The organism is Sphaerisporangium perillae (assembly GCF_023276435.1).
GTDB classification, from domain to species: domain Bacteria; phylum Actinomycetota; class Actinomycetes; order Streptosporangiales; family Streptosporangiaceae; genus Sphaerisporangium; species Sphaerisporangium perillae.
Map to the genome: position 1 here is coordinate 91,360 of NZ_JALLPO010000021.1, position 14,320 is coordinate 105,679.

Here is a 14,320-nt window from a genome sequence, read left to right on the forward strand (position 1 = left end):
TACGGCTACCGCCCCACGAGGGCGGTAGCCGTACATTCTTGGCAAAGGCTCCTGTGACCTCTGCCGCCGTTCTGCCGTTACCGGCTCAGCCGGTGGCTCAGCTCGACACCTTCTCGGTCTCGACCTTCTCGGCCGTCTCGCCGCCCGCCGGAGCGATGCTCGTCGAGCGCCGCTTGGAGACGATGATCGCGCCGACGACGATCGCGACCGCGACCACCGTGACGCCGACGCGCAGAGCGGCGTTGTCGGCGTAGGTCACGACGGCCGGAGCGATGAGCAGGGCCACGAGGTTCATGACCTTGATCAGCGGGTTGATCGCGGGACCGGCGGTGTCCTTGAACGGGTCACCGACCGTGTCACCGATGATGGTCGCCTCGTGGGCGGGCGAACCCTTGCCACCGTGGTGGCCGTCCTCGACGAGCTTCTTGGCGTTGTCCCAGGCGCCACCGGAGTTGGCCAGGAACACCGCCATCAGCGTGCCGCACGCGATCGCGCCCGCGAGGTAGGCGCCGAGGGGCGCGTACCCGAGGGCGAAGCCGACCGCGATCGGCGTCATGACGGCGAGCAGACCCGGCGTGGCCAGCTCCCGCAGCGAGTCGCGGGTGCAGATGTCGACGACGCGGCCGTAGTCGGGCAGCTCGGTGCCCGCCATGATGCCGGGCTTGGTGCGGAACTGCTCGCGCACCTCGAACACCACCCGGCCCGCCGCACGGCCCACCGCACTGATCGCGAGCCCGGAGAACAGGAACACGACCGCGGCGCCGATGATCAGGCCGACGAGCACGTTCGGTGCGTCGACGCTCAGGCTGAACGAACTGAACGAGCCGAGCACGTCCTTCACCCCGGCGCTCGCCTTGACCAGCTCGCTTTCGACCGCCGTGCGGAACGCGCCGAACAGCGCGGTGGCCGCGAGCACGGCCGTCGCGATCGCGATGCCCTTGGTGATCGCCTTGGTGGTGTTGCCCACGGCGTCCAGGGAGGTCAGGATGCGAGCTCCCTCGCCCTCGACGTCGCCGGACATCTCCGCGATGCCCTGGGCGTTGTCGGAGACCGGGCCGAAGGTGTCCATGGACACGATCACGCCGACCGTCGTGAGGAGGCCGGTGCCGGCCAGGGCCACCGCGAACAGCGCCACGGTGACGTTGCCGAAGCCCAGCAGGAACGCCCCGTACACCGCACCGCCGATGAGCAGCGCAGAGTACACCGCCGACTCCAGGCCGACGGCGATACCGGACAGGATGACGGTGGCGGGACCGGTCAGCGAGCTCTCGACGATGTCCTTGACCGGGCGCCGGTTGGTCTCGGTGAAGTAGCCGGTGAGCACCTGGATCGCGCTGGCCAGGACCAGGCCGATGAGCACCGCGCCGATGGCGATCAGCCGCGGGTCGGACCCGAGCCCGGCGATCTCGCCGCTGACGCCGGTGAGCTGGGAGAAGGAGCTGGGCAGGTAGAGGAACGCCGCCACCGCGACCAGGACGGCCGAGATCGCGGCCGAGATGAAGAACCCGCGGTTGATCGCCGCCATGCCGTTGCGGTCGCCGGCGCGGGGCGCGGTGGTGAAGATGCCGATGATCGCGGTGAGCACACCGATCATGGGAACGATCAGCGGGAAGACCAGGCCCTCGGTGCCGAAGGCGACCTTGCCCAGGATGAGGCTCGCGACCAGCATGACCGCGTACGACTCGAACAGGTCGGCCGCCATGCCGGCGCAGTCGCCGACGTTGTCGCCCACGTTGTCGGCGATGGTGGCGGCGTTGCGCGGGTCGTCCTCGGGGATGCCCTGCTCGACCTTGCCGACCAGGTCGGCGCCCACGTCGGCCGCCTTGGTGAAGATGCCGCCGCCGACTCGCATGAACATCGCGAGGAGCGCGGCACCGAAGCCGAAGCCTTCAAGGACGCTCGGAGCGTCGCCCTTGTAGATGAACACCACGATCGCGGCGCCCAGCAGGCCGAGCCCGACGGTGAACATGCCCGCCACGCCGCCTGTACGGAATGCGATGCGCATCGCGGGCTTCTCACCCGACTCGCGGGCGGCGGCGGCCACGCGGACATTGCCCCGCACGGCCAGCCACATGCCCATGAATCCGGTCAATGCGGAGAATGCCGCACCCACCACGAAGAAGACCGAGCGGCCGATGGCCACACCGGTCGACGCGGCGGGAAGCAGGAACAGCAGGAAGGGGATGAGCACGACAAAGAGGGCGAGCGTTCTGAACTGCCGCGTCAGATACGCGGCAGCGCCTTCCTGTACGGCTCGCGCGATGTTCTGCATCCGCTCGGTTCCTTGACCGGCGGCGAGCACTTCTCTTACGAGTCCACCTGCGACGGCGAGCGCGAGCAACGCCACCGCGGCCACCACGATCACGATGGTGAGATGGGAACCACTAAGGGATACCGCTGCGGCGTCGTCAGCGGCTAGATAGAGCCTAGACATCCGTCCTCCTCGGCCAGACGGGTAGGTCCATGCCCAGACCGCGCTGCGAAAGTCAGTCGGGGGGCGGCGCGCATCCGAGCTGGATTGGCAGTGCCGCTTCCGGTAGCGTCCGCAGACCTTCCCGCAGGGCGACGTCGATCTGCGGGGACAAAACCTTGGCCGGTGCCGGGAGTCTACGCAGGCACAGGCCAGATATGAAGCCTCTTCCGCCAGCCAATTAGGGACGAGTCCAGTAAGCCGGGTGGCTTTGCCCTGCAACAACAGGGTTTTCCGGAGGTCAGACGGATGGACGTCCGTATTACGGACGGGCATTCCTTGCCGAATTATTATGTCCGAAACCCCGGGGGGCCTGCCGGAACCTACCCTCTGGCACCTGCCGGTCCCGGCCGGAACCCGCGCCCTGGCCTATCCGCCTTCGCCGCGGGAGCACCCCTTCGCGGTCCATTCCCCCGCGCCGGCATGACGGCCGCGCGTTCCTGCGGCACAACGACAAAAGCCGCACGGCGTCGCGACGGCGACAAGCGGTACGGCAATTACGGACACGTCGATACGACGGTACGGCGAGCGGACGCGGGACCGCGGCACGACATCGGGACACGGCGACGCAGGGACGCGGGGACCGCGGTACGGGAACGCTGAGGCCGCGCTACGGCGGCACGGGTACGCGGAGACCGCAGTGCGGGAACGCTGAGGCCGCGCTACGGCGGCACGGGTACGCGGAGACCGCAGTGCGGGAACGCTGAGGCCGCGCTACGGCGGCACGGGTACGCGGAGACCGCAGTGCGGGAACGCTGAGGCCGCGCTACGGCGGCATGGGTACGCGGAGACCGCAGTGCGGGTACGCGGATACCGCGTTACGGCGAGCGACCGGGAATGTCAGTGACCGGTGCCCGCCGCGCGCAGCCCTTCGGACGGACGACTCAGGCGGGGGCCAGACCGGTGGTGGCGGCGGGCCAGCTCATCCTGATCCGCAACCCCTTGGCACTCGGATACACCTCGACGTCATCGGCCAGTGCGGCGATGACGGCGATGCCGAACCCGGACATCAGCGTGTCGGCGGGAAGCAAGCTGGCCAACGCGGTGCCGTTGACGGCGGCCGGCAACTCGTCCTCGTCCTTGTATGCCTGTTCGAGGTCGTCGCTGGGTGCCGAGTCGGTCACAGTGACCTCGAAGCGCCCTGAGTCGTCGCACAGCTCGATGCGGATCGGCTCGCCGGGGCAGTGGACGCGATGCGCCTCCACTGCCCGCGAGCAGGCCTCACCCACAGCGAGCCGTACTTCGTCCAGCAGCGCCTCCGCGACCCCGGTGCGGCGGGCGATGGCCGTGGCGACCAGCCGCGCCGTACGCACGTGAGCCGGAAGTGCAGTGAACGTAAGCTCGACGGTGGCCATGACTACTTGTCTCGGCCGTGAGCTTCCTTGGCCTCTTCGACCGAGGCGTAAATCCCGAAGACCTTGGTAAGGCCGGTGATCCGGAAGATCTTCAGGATGCGTTCCTGCGTGCACACGAGCTCCAGGGAGCCGTCGTGCGCGCGAACGCGCTTGAGCCCGCCGACCAGGACACCGAGTCCTGTGGAATCCAGGAAGTCCACCTTCTCCATGTTGACGAGAAGGTGGAAGTTGCCCTTGTTGACCAGGTCGATCAGCAGCTCACGCAGCCTCGGCGCGGTATAGACATCGATCTCACCCTCGACTTCCACGATGGTGAGTCGGTCTTCAGTGTGGTGGTCCAACTTCAGATCCACAGATCCTCCAGCGCCTTGCCTGCCGAGTCCACGACGAGGGGTCTGACATGCTGGGACCCCAAGTCCCAGCGCGCAATACCCTGACGCGCGGCATTCAACCACGCCCCGCCTTCGTGTCTATACGAAATCACGACTCCGGGCGACTCTCCCCCAAGATGCCAAACTGGAAACCAGTGACTCCGACTACATCACCCTCACGGCGGGCGGGCCCGATCCTCGCTCGCCTGCTCGGCGCGCCCGCGCGACGTGAGCGTGTCACCCACGTAGAGTACGTTCCCGCACGTCAGGCGGGTAAGGCGGCCTGGCCCCCCTGGATCGACGAGCTCCTTGTCAGCCGTCTGCGAAATCAGGGCGTAGAAGGCCTCTGGGAGCACCAGGCGACGGCCGCTGAGCTGGTACATCGTGGCCAAAACGTGATCATTGCCACAGGCACCGCCTCGGGAAAATCTTTGGCCTACCTGGTGCCGGCCGTCTCCGAGATCCTGTCCGGGGGCTCGGTGCTCTACCTCACGCCGACCAAGGCGCTCGCCGCCGACCAGTTGCGCTCGGTGCGGGACCTCAAGATCGCCCAGGTGCGCCCCGCGACCTACGACGGCGACACTCCCGCCGAGGAGCGCCAGTGGGTCCGCAGGCACGCCAACTACGTGCTGACCAACCCCGACATGCTCCACCGGTCGATGCTGCCCCACCACGCGTCGTGGTCGTCCTTCTGGCGGCGGCTGAAGGTGGTGGTCGTGGACGAGTGCCACGGGTACCGGGGGGTCTTCGGCTCTCACGTGGCCCAGATCTTGCGGCGCCTTCGCCGGATATGCGCCAAGTACGGCTCTCATCCCGTATTCATGCTGGTCTCCGCCACCGTCAGCGACCCCGCCACCGCAGCGATGCGCCTGACGGGCCTTGAGATGGCCGAGGTGACCACGGACGCCTCTCCCCGGGGTTCTACGACGTTCGCGCTGTGGGAGCCGCCTCTGACGGATCTGCGGGGCGAGGGCGGCGCGCCCGTCCGGCGCACCGTGACGGCCGAAGCCGCCGACCTGCTGACCGATCTGGTCGTCGACGACGTCCGGACCCTGGTCTTCGTCAGGTCCCGACGCGCCGCCGAGACGATCTCGCTGATCGCCCGGAACCACCTGGAGGAGGTCTCACCCGAGCTTCCGGCCCGGGTCGCCGCCTACCGGGCCGGCTACCTGGCCGAGGACAGGCGCGCCCTGGAGAAGGCGCTGCGGTCGGGCGAGATCACCGGCCTGGCGACGACCAACGCCCTGGAGCTCGGGATCGACGTGTCCGGGCTGGACTCCGTGCTCATCGCGGGATGGCCCGGCACCCGCGCCTCCCTGTGGCAACAGGCCGGGCGAGCCGGACGAGACGGCCAGGACGCCCTCGCCGTGCTGATCGCGCGCGATGACCCCCTGGACACCTACCTCGTCCACCATCCGCAGGCCCTCTTCGGGCAGCCGGTGGAGGCCATCGTGCTCGATCCGGACAATCCCTACGTCCTCGGCCCCCACCTGTGCGCGGCCGCGGCCGAGATCCCGCTGACCGAAGCCGACCTGCCGATCTTCGGCCCTTCCTCCGAGGAGGTGCTGGACGACCTCGTCCAGCGGGGCATGCTCCGGCGCCGTCCCCAGGGATGGTTCTGGACGCGCCGCGAGCGCGCCGCGAACCTGGCCGACATCAGAGGCTCCGGCGGGCCTCCCATCGAGGTCGTGGAGTCCTCCACCGGAAGGCTGCTCGGCACCGTCGACGAACCGTCCGCGCACACCGCCGTCCACACCGGCGCCGTCCACATCCACCAAGGCGACACCTACCTCGTGGAGGAGCTCGATCTGGAGGCCGGAGTCGCCCTCGTCCGCGCCGAGGAGCCCGACTACTCCACGTTCGCCAGGGACGTCACCGACATCTCCGTGCTCGAGTCCCTGCGCTCCCACCCCTTCGGACCAGGTGAGCTGCACTTCGGGACCGTGGAGGTCACCCGGCAGGTCGTGTCCTTCCTGAAGCGCCGCGTGCAGACGGGCGAGGTGCTCGGCGAGGAGCCCCTGGACCTGCCGCCTCGCACGCTCCGCACACGCGCCGTGTGGTGGACCCTGCCCGCCGCCGCCGTGGCGCCCCTCGTCGCCCAAGGCCTCGACCTCGGGGGTGCGGCCCACGCGGCCGAGCACGCCTCCATCGGACTGCTCCCGCTGTTCGCCACCTGTGATCGCTGGGACATCGGCGGCGTCTCCACTGAGCTGCATCCCGACACGGGCCTTCTCACGGTCTTCGTGTACGACGGGCACGAGGGAGGAGCCGGGTTCGCTGAACGCGGCTACGCCCGCGCCTCCGACTGGCTCACGGCCACACGCGAGGCCATCGCCTCCTGCGAGTGCGAGCGAGGCTGCCCCTCGTGCATCCAGTCCCCCAAGTGCGGCAACGGCAACGAACCCCTGGACAAACAAGGAGCCCTCCACCTCCTGGCCACCCTCCTCCCCACCCCTTGACCCACCGGCATTCCCAGAAGCCACCGAACACCACTCCGCCGCCCCTGCTGCGTACGGCCGATCTCAGCGGTCGCGGAGGAACGACACGCTGCGGGCGAAAGGCTCGAACCCCAGAGCCTGGTAGGTCGCACGGGCCGAGGGATGGCCGTCGTCACCGCGAGCGCAGACGCACGCCGATTCGGCGCCACGCCGTCGCGCGGCGTGCAGGGCGGCGAGCGTCGCGGCGCTCGCCAGGCCGAGACGGCGATGGCCAGGATCGGTGCCCACCGGCTCGAGCGCGACGGCGCGGTTGCGCTCATCCAGCCAGGCGAGGCAGAACGCCGCCGGCGAGCCGTCTGATGCCTCGACCAGCCAGTCCAGCTCTGCCTGGTAGGGCCAGGCCCGCATGACCTGGAAGTAACTCTCGGCGGTGACCCGCGAGTCTGAGCCGAAGACACCGACTTCCCCTCACCACCTCCGCCTGGGCCGGGGGGATGGGGAAGGAACATCGCACGCCTGGACGTGAGGTGCCGGGGGAGAGACGTTCGGCTATCTGGGTCCGGCGCGGGAGTCGGCGAAGGTGGAGCGCTCGCCGAGCCAGGGAAGCACCAGCCGGACTTTGACCCGCACGTCCACCACTCCTTCCCGAACCACGCATCTCGTCATCGAGGCATGGTTGGCCGCGGCAAGGTCGCGGGCTCGCCGGCATGCCGTTTCCGGGGCGGCGAGCGCCTGGGTGGCCCCCGCCAGAGCGCTGAGATCGGCGGCCGCCTCGGCACGATGGCGGGCTATGCGCGCCGTACCCATCAGCAACAGAGCCACCGCCATGAACCAGATCAGCGCCATCACGGCCACAACCCAAACCGTGCCCGCCCCACGCTCCCGCTCCCCCAAACCACGCCCGCCCCACGCTCCCGGCCCCCCAAACCACGCCTGCCCACGATCGGCTCCCCACGACGCCTGTCCCACGATCTCGATCCCCCTCCTTCGGGTCCTGACAGGGGAAGCCGAGATGGCATGGCTCCGAATGCGGCAGCAGCTCTTCGGGCGCCTTGGCGGGACGCGCCGGAGCTTGCGTTAGCCGTCCACGCCCAGCTCAGTGGCGGACGTGGCCGAAGCCCCCACCGGGATCGGTGGTATCGCGATCGCCCAGCTCGGCCGGATCGAGGCGGAGATCGTCACCCTGCTCAACTTGGAATCCCTGGTGACCGAGACGGCCGCACCGAGCGGGGCGGCACGACCGGCTGCCTGCCGAACCGCCTCCAAGCTCTCCCCTCGGGCGGCCGCTCTGGCCCCCGCCCGGGCGGCGTCGACGCATTCCAGCTGAGCGGCCGCCACCGAGATGGCCCACAGCGCGGCTCCCAGCACCAATGCCAGCGACGGAAGCGCGACGGCCGTCTCAGCCGTGACCGAGCCTGAATCTGATCGCGCCTGATCGCGCCTATTTCTCAACCACATGTCTCAACCACACGCATCCGAACAATCTCCGCCAGGAACCGCCTGCCGGACGCGCGGCGGCGAAGCGCCGTACCTCTGAGCCTCGCCGCCGAGCACCGAACCTCACGCCCCGTGGGACTCCACCTCGGCCCCATGGATCGATGGAACCCACAGGCCTGTGGATCACCCATAGATCGGTGGAACCCACCGACCCGTGGATCACCCCATAGATCGATGGAACCCACCGACCCGTGGATCACGCCATGGATCGATGGAACCCACAGGTCCGTGGATCAATGGAACCCGCCTCGGCCCCGTAGGTCAGTGGAAACCACCTCGCCGGTGGATCAGCCGTCAGATCACCCGGCGAGTTTGAGGGCCCTGCTGATCAGATCGGAAAGCATCTTCCGTACCTCAGGGCTACTCACGATCTTGAAGAGGAGACCCGCGAAGGCGCAGGCGGCGATCGTGCCCACCGCGTACTCGGCGGTGGACATGCCCGCCTCCGACCGCGTGCGCGCCACGCCGGCGAACCTGCGGGCAGAAGCCCGCATGCGTAGTTGCCACTGGCCTAGCCGGCGGCCCAGAACCGTCTCCCTTGCTCTGAGCACCGCTACAAGCGCGCGGCCGCCCCACCGACGGATCCACCTGCGCATCGGACCTCCCCTTGAGTCGTCATCGTGGCCGTGTGGGTGACCCGCACCGGCCCTGACAGGCGAGATCAGCTTGGCTGAGAGGAGGTGCCCGATCTCGAGCCGAACGGCGTTCTGTGGATGGTTTCGAGCCCCGGCCGCGAGCCTGTGGACAATGTTCGACCCAACCTGTGGACAACGCTCGATCCATCGGCAGGCCGCCTCGACCCGTCAGCCACCGAAGACCTGGCCGGCCAGGCCCGCGACCACGGGAATGATCCCCAGGAGTACGAAGGCCGGAAGGAAGCAGAGCCCCAAGGGCGCCACCGCCTGCACCCCCACCCGACGTGCCGCCGCCGATGACGCGACCCGGACGTCCTGGCGAGCGTCATCGGCGAGCCTCGACAACACGTCGGCGACGGGCGCCCCGCCGAGAGCGGCGCGGGTCATGCCACGCGCCAAGGCGGCGAGCGGCCGGTCGTCCGCCAGCGCCGACCAGGCGACCTCAGGCCGCGCGCCGAGCCGCAGCTGTCCGTTCACCCACGCCAAGCGCTCACCAAGAGGGCCTCCAATGGCCTCTGCGGCGGCCCGCACCGCGGCGCTGACGGGCCGGCCCGCTCGTAGGCAGGCCACCATGAGGTCCACCGCGAAAGGAAGGTCGGCTGTGATCCGCGCCTGCCTTCGACGTACCTCACCGGGCTCGCGGCGACGCCCGATCACCAGCACCACGACGCCGATGCCCGCACCGCAGATCACACCTGGCAGTCCACCGATGAGCACAAGGCCGCCGAGCGCGGTCAACATGGCCGGAAGAGCCTCACGGACCGCAGGCGACCGGCGGCGAGCTTCTTGAGCGGGGGGCAGGCGGCGCGCACGCAGCCGGGCCAGGCGTTCGCCGGGATCCCATGGGGTCAGCCAGAGCCAGGCCGAGAGTGCCGCGAAGCCCGCGGCGAGCAGGACGCTCATCGAATCTCCAACAGGGCCCGGGGTGTCAGGTGCCGACCTGTTGGGCGCGTGACACCAGCCGATTCGTCCACCACACACCCACCAGATCCAGAAGCACACCGGCACAGAGGCAGGCGAACCCCGCTGGGCTGCCGAGCAAGAACGCCAAGGGGCGTAGACCGAGACCGGCCGCGAGGAGGATTCCGAGCACGGGCAGACCCGCGAGCAACCGGGCCGTTGATCGTGGGCCGGCCAGTTGGGCCGCCACCTCGCAACGATGTGCCTCCGCCTCCCTCAGAGAGCAGCCGACCCGCTCCACCAGCGCGGTCAGACCTCCGCCTGCGGCGAGGCCGACCCGCCAGCAGGCGGCGAGCCGTAACAAGCCCTCCCCTCCGTGAGTGGGGGCGGCTCGTTCGAGGGCCGTGGCCACATCTCCGCCGTCGCGGGCGATGGCCACGACCGGGCCGAGCCGCCCGGGATCCGGGAGGTCGAGGCAGGCGACCGCGCGGGCCAGGGCGTCCCCGGGTGTGCGGCCCGTCGCCAGCTCGGCGACGACGGCCTGGCACAGTTCGATCGAGGCCTTGCGCCAGGCGGCGGCCTGGCGTGTGCTGCTCGGGCGGCGGGCGAAGCGCGAGAGACGGCTGACGAACCGCCACCGCGCCTCATCCGAAGACCGCATCAGAGCCCGTAGCCGCACGGTCGCGACATCCGGACTCATCCATGCCGACACCGCCGTAACGGCCAGCAGCACAGCGACCACCAGCACCACACACCTCCATTCGGGCACGTTGAATCCAAAGCGAACGCTGGACCCATGCGGCACGTCGACCCATGTGGGCACGCTGAACCCATGCCGGCACGCTGACCCACGCAGGCACGAACCCATGCGAGCACGCCGAACCCGTGCGAGCACGCCGAACCATGGGGGCACGCCGACCCATGCGAGCACGCCGACCCATGCGGGCACGCCGACCCATGCGAGCACGCCGAACCATGCGAGCACGCCGAACCATGCGAGCACGCCGACCCATGCGAGCACGCCGACCCATGCGAGCACGCCGAACCATGCGAGCACGCCGAACCATGCGAGCACGCCGACCCATGCGAGCACGCCGAACCATGCGAGCACGCCGACCCCGTGCGGGCACGCCGACCCATGCGAGCACGCCGAACCATGCGAGCACGCCGACCCCGTGCGGGCACGCCGACCCATGCGAGCACGCCGAACCATGGGGGCACGCCGACCCCGTGCGGGCACGCCGACCCATGCGAGCACGCCGAACCATGGGGGCACGCCGACCCCGTGCGGGCACGCCGACCCATGCGGTGCGCTGAACCCATGCCGGCATGTCGAAGGTGTGCGGGTGCGCTGGGTCAGTGTGGAGCAGTGGGGTCTTGATCATTACGGGGGTCGGGGGGTGTTCGGGGCTCGGGTGATGAGGGTTGCGAGAGCGGGGCCGGGGTGGGGGGCGCCCTGGGCGGGGAAGGTCAGCGCTGGGACCACCCGGACGAGGCCGGACGGCTCGCGTTCCAGGAGGCATATCTCCGCGACGCGGCGTCGCCCACCCCCAGGGTCGCGGACCACGTGGATCACCGCGTCGAGCGCCGCCGCGATCTGGCTGTGCACGGCTTCTCTGGTCATCCCCGCGGCGCAGGCCAGCGCCTCCAGCCGGGCGGGCACGTCGGCGGGGTTGTTCGCGTGCAGGGTGCCGCACCCACCGTCGTGGCCGGTGTTCAAGGCGGCGAGCAGATCGACTACCTCGGCTCCGCGCACCTCTCCCACGACCAGCCGGTCCGGGCGCATGCGGAGCGCCTGCCGGACGAGATCGCGCAACCCTACTCCACCGGCGCCTTCGAGGTTGGACGGCCTGGTCTCCAAGCGCACGACGTGCGGATGGATCGGACGGAGCTCGGAGGAGTCCTCCACGAGGAGCAGCCGCTCACGCGGACTGGCCAGGGACAGCATCGCCGACAACAGCGTTGTCTTTCCCGTGCCTGTGCCCCCCGTCACCAGGAAGGCGAGCCTCGAGACGATCATCGCGCGGATCGCCGCGGCGCCCTGACCGGGAACGAGTTCCTCCAGAGTGAAGGATCGACGCGGGGGGAGCCTCAACGACAGGCATGTGCCCTCAGAGGCGACCGGCGGCAGGATCGCGTGCAGCCGCACACCCCCAGGCAACCGGGCGTCGACATAGGGGCAGGCGTCGTCGAGTCGTCTGCCCGCGGCCGCGGCGAGCCGCTGGGCGAGCCGCCGGACGTCGTCGTCACCGGGGAAGACGACCGAAGTGCGTCGCAGGCCGTCCCCGGCGTCTACCCAGACGTCACGGGCGCCGTTGACGAGCACATCGGTGACGTCGGGCTCCGCGAGCAACGGCTCCAGCGGACCGGCGCCGATCAGGTCGGCGCGCAGGGCACGGGCGACAGCGAGAACCTCGGCGTCTCCGAGGACCGCCCGCTCGGCGCGGAGCGCGGCGGCCACCTGGGCGGCCGAGGGCTCCGCGCCCGTACGAGCGAGACGGACCCGGACGGCTTCGACCAGGTCGGGCGACACCGCCGGACGGCTCATCGGGCCTCCAGCGTGCTCAGGAAGCCGGCACAGAAGCGGCCGAGAGGGGTGCGGTCGCCCAGCGGCGGCGCGTCCCCCCGGTTCAGGGCGTCGGCGAGGCCGCGCTGGTCTTCGACGATCCCGACACACGGCATGCCCAGCGAGCCCGCGATGACCTCGGGAAGCAGCACCCCTGTGCGGACCACCACCCCGAGGGCCGAGGTGTGCCGGCCGATCTCGATCGACATCTGGGACGCCGAGAGCACACCCCTCACATCCGCGGGCACGAGCAGCAATGTGGAGGCGGCCCGTGAGAGCGCCTCGGCCGCGGCGGGACCGACGTGCCGCGGGAGATCGACGACGATGAGATCGCACCCTCTGTGGGCCGCTTCCAGAACGGCCCGCATCGCCTCGGCGGGGATGGGCGGCGACTCTCCGCGATGCCACGACAGCACCGTGAGCTCGCCCATCGTCGGCAGAGCGGCCTGGAGGGCCGTGAAACTCACCCGGCCCTCTCGTTCCACGATGTCGGGCCATCGCGCCCCGACGGCATGCTCCTGGCCGAGGATGACGTCGATGCCGCCGCCGAGCGGGTCGGCGTCCACGAGCAGCGTGCGCAGGCCCTGGCGAGACCCCGTTAGCGCGAGGGAGGCCGCGAGCACGCTGGCGCCCGCTCCGCCGCTGCCTCCGATGACACAGACCGTGTCTCCAGCCCTGGTGACGGGCTCAGAGGCCTCGGCGAACTCGTCGACCAGCCGCCTTTCGGCCGCTGGAAGCTCAAGGACGGCTTGCGCGCCGACGGCCACGCACCTTTGCCACACCGCCGGATCATCTGGAGCCCTCGTCACGAGGAGCACCCCCTGCCGGGGCGGCGGACCGGTCGCGGCCAGCGCGTCGGCCGCGTCAGCGCCCACGACGACGAGCGGGGCACGCTGCCAGTAAGGCCGGGCATGGGTGGCGGCATGGGCGACATCGATCTCGACACCGGCGGCGGCCGCGACCCGTAGAAGATCGTCGAGCAGGTCCTGGTCCTCGGTGATCACCAATGGGCGGTGCACGTGGTGGCCTCCCTGTCGTTGGGAGACCCACCTTCCACAACCTGCCGCCACCCTCGTCGTCCCGAACGGTGTTCTGTGGATAACCCGGCGGCACGACGCCGACGACTGTGGATGAGGTGTCCAGGAACGTCTGCGGGTCGCGGTCCCACGTCCGGCGGCGGCCTTCGCGTCGTACGGCGACCGAGGCGGCATGCACGCAGTGAGTGAGAAAGGGCGACCCCCGCCGGGGGGGGAGAGCGGGGGTCGCCAACCGGTCCGGCTCCGGGGGGGTAGAGCCGGGCCCGTTTCAGAAGAAAGCTTTCATCGTTGACCACGGCCTGGCAAGGGACTGGCAAAACGTTACCCATGCACGATCGCCACAGTCATGTGGACACCAACGTATGGTGCCCGATGAACTCAAGTTCCGTCGAGGAGCAATCTCTGTTTTCCGCTAGTTTTTTTCTGCCGTAGCGGATCGGCTACTGGAAGTATGCGAAAAACGCCCCATGGGCACCGATCACCGTCGGTGATCGGAACGGATTCACATCCGCTGTCAGGATCGACGGCAAGGCCGGCCGCGACGGGGCCCGGCGCTCGGCCTGGGAGGACGCGGATTCCCGCTCGCGCCCGTCCAGAAGTCGGTAAAGGTCTTGCTCCAAGGGGTTCCCATCAGGCGGGATCGGACGTAGAAAGGTTGCACGGACCTAGTGTCCGGAGTACGACCGCCGGGCACCCACGCGCGACCAGCCGCGGGAGGCGCGTCGAGACGGGCTTGACCCGCTCTGACGATTTGAGGTGCACGCTTGGTAACCCGGCGTGGCGTACTGGCGACGGCGTCCCATACCAGGGACGCCGTTCGCTTGCGTCTGAAGCAGGGGCCCCATCGGCCCGCACCATAGAATCTGGCTCATCGGCCTATCCGGGTACAGAAAGTTTCCTGCGCATAGGTGATTGCCGGCTGACTCTCCAGTCTCAGTGCCCCACATCACAGGGTTCGTCCTGGTGCGGCCACGTCCGCCCTTCGGTCAGGTCGCACGACTTACGAAGGCGCCGACCCCGCCGCACCTCTTCCCACCGTCGCGGCGCCCGA

12 protein-coding genes are annotated in these 14,320 nt (G+C 69.7%); 1 reads left to right on the plus strand and 11 read right to left on the minus strand.

The features are described 5' to 3' along the window. Positions 1 to 97 precede the first annotated feature (97 nt). From MYF83_RS21465 to MYF83_RS21475, 3 genes are all read right to left on the minus strand, one after another. Positions 98 to 2,434 (minus strand): sodium-translocating pyrophosphatase, encoded by a 2,337-nt coding sequence (locus MYF83_RS21465; RefSeq protein ID WP_248962357.1) that lies wholly within the window; start codon positions 2,432 to 2,434, stop codon positions 98 to 100. Between the two features lie 920 nt (positions 2,435 to 3,354). Then, positions 3,355 to 3,825: an ATP-binding protein gene (locus MYF83_RS21470; protein WP_248962358.1), complete on the minus strand. Its 471-nt coding sequence runs from the start codon at positions 3,823 to 3,825 to the stop codon at positions 3,355 to 3,357. A gap of 2 nt (positions 3,826 to 3,827) precedes the next feature. Then, positions 3,828 to 4,178 carry an STAS domain-containing protein gene (locus tag MYF83_RS21475; protein WP_114029683.1) on the minus strand — a complete coding sequence of 117 codons (351 nt, stop codon included), beginning with the start codon at positions 4,176 to 4,178 and terminating at the stop codon, positions 3,828 to 3,830. 155 nt (positions 4,179 to 4,333) lie between these two features. On the opposite strand from MYF83_RS21475, the gene sftH reads away from it, so the two are divergent. After that, positions 4,334 to 6,655 carry a DEAD/DEAH box helicase gene (gene sftH / locus MYF83_RS21480; RefSeq protein ID WP_372500207.1) on the plus strand — a complete coding sequence of 774 codons (2,322 nt, stop codon included), beginning with the start codon at positions 4,334 to 4,336 and terminating at the stop codon, positions 6,653 to 6,655. Between the two features lie 63 nt (positions 6,656 to 6,718). On the opposite strand, the gene MYF83_RS21485 is transcribed toward sftH, so the two are convergent. The 8 genes from MYF83_RS21485 to ssd form a co-directional block, all read right to left on the minus strand. Continuing rightward, positions 6,719 to 7,042 (minus strand): GNAT family N-acetyltransferase, encoded by a 324-nt coding sequence (locus MYF83_RS21485; protein ID WP_248962362.1) that lies wholly within the window; start codon positions 7,040 to 7,042, stop codon positions 6,719 to 6,721. Positions 7,043 to 7,183: 141 nt separating this feature from the next. After that, positions 7,184 to 7,603 (minus strand): Rv3654c family TadE-like protein, encoded by a 420-nt coding sequence (locus MYF83_RS21490; RefSeq protein WP_308201483.1) that lies wholly within the window; start codon positions 7,601 to 7,603, stop codon positions 7,184 to 7,186. A 108-nt stretch (positions 7,604 to 7,711) separates the two neighbouring features. Then, a complete protein-coding gene (locus MYF83_RS21495; protein WP_248962364.1) occupies positions 7,712 to 8,092 on the minus strand; it encodes a TadE family type IV pilus minor pilin in 381 nt (126 codons plus the stop codon). Between the two features lie 338 nt (positions 8,093 to 8,430). After that, positions 8,431 to 8,625, minus strand: coding sequence for a DUF4244 domain-containing protein (locus tag MYF83_RS21500; protein ID WP_248962370.1), 195 nt, complete (start codon positions 8,623 to 8,625; stop codon positions 8,431 to 8,433). A 309-nt stretch (positions 8,626 to 8,934) separates the two neighbouring features. Then, entirely contained in the window at positions 8,935 to 9,669 is a 735-nt protein-coding gene (locus MYF83_RS21505) for a type II secretion system F family protein (protein ID WP_248962375.1), read from the minus strand. A 25-nt stretch (positions 9,670 to 9,694) separates the two neighbouring features. Then, the gene (locus MYF83_RS21510) at positions 9,695 to 10,777 is read right to left on the minus strand and encodes a type II secretion system F family protein (RefSeq protein WP_248962377.1); all 1,083 of its coding nucleotides are present in this window, start codon (positions 10,775 to 10,777) and stop codon (positions 9,695 to 9,697) included. A gap of 273 nt (positions 10,778 to 11,050) precedes the next feature. After that, the gene (locus MYF83_RS21515; protein WP_248962378.1) at positions 11,051 to 12,214 is read right to left on the minus strand and encodes a TadA family conjugal transfer-associated ATPase; all 1,164 of its coding nucleotides are present in this window, start codon (positions 12,212 to 12,214) and stop codon (positions 11,051 to 11,053) included. Continuing rightward, a complete protein-coding gene (gene ssd, locus MYF83_RS21520; RefSeq protein WP_248962380.1) occupies positions 12,211 to 13,251 on the minus strand; it encodes a septum site-determining protein Ssd in 1,041 nt (346 codons plus the stop codon). The genes MYF83_RS21515 and ssd overlap by 4 nt, the downstream gene beginning before the upstream one ends. Positions 13,252 to 14,320: the final 1,069 nt, after the last annotated feature.

Bases quoted from the DNA above. Each gene is read 5' to 3' on its own strand.
- sftH (WP_372500207.1), top strand. From the start codon at position 4,334: ATGCCAAACTGGAAACCAGTGACTCCGACTACATCACCCTCACGGCGG.
- MYF83_RS21515 (WP_248962378.1), bottom strand. From the start codon at position 12,214: ATGAGCCGTCCGGCGGTGTCGCCCGACCTGGTCGAAGCCGTCCGGGTC.
- MYF83_RS21485 (WP_248962362.1), bottom strand. From the start codon at position 7,042: ATGCGGGCCTGGCCCTACCAGGCAGAGCTGGACTGGCTGGTCGAGGCA.
- MYF83_RS21470 (WP_248962358.1), bottom strand. From the start codon at position 3,825: ATGGCCACCGTCGAGCTTACGTTCACTGCACTTCCGGCTCACGTGCGT.
- MYF83_RS21505 (WP_248962375.1), bottom strand. From the start codon at position 9,669: ATGAGCGTCCTGCTCGCCGCGGGCTTCGCGGCACTCTCGGCCTGGCTC.
- MYF83_RS21495 (WP_248962364.1), bottom strand. From the start codon at position 8,092: ATGTGGTTGAGAAATAGGCGCGATCAGGCGCGATCAGATTCAGGCTCG.
- MYF83_RS21500 (WP_248962370.1), bottom strand. From the start codon at position 8,625: ATGCGGGCTTCTGCCCGCAGGTTCGCCGGCGTGGCGCGCACGCGGTCG.
- MYF83_RS21465 (WP_248962357.1), bottom strand. From the start codon at position 2,434: ATGTCTAGGCTCTATCTAGCCGCTGACGACGCCGCAGCGGTATCCCTT.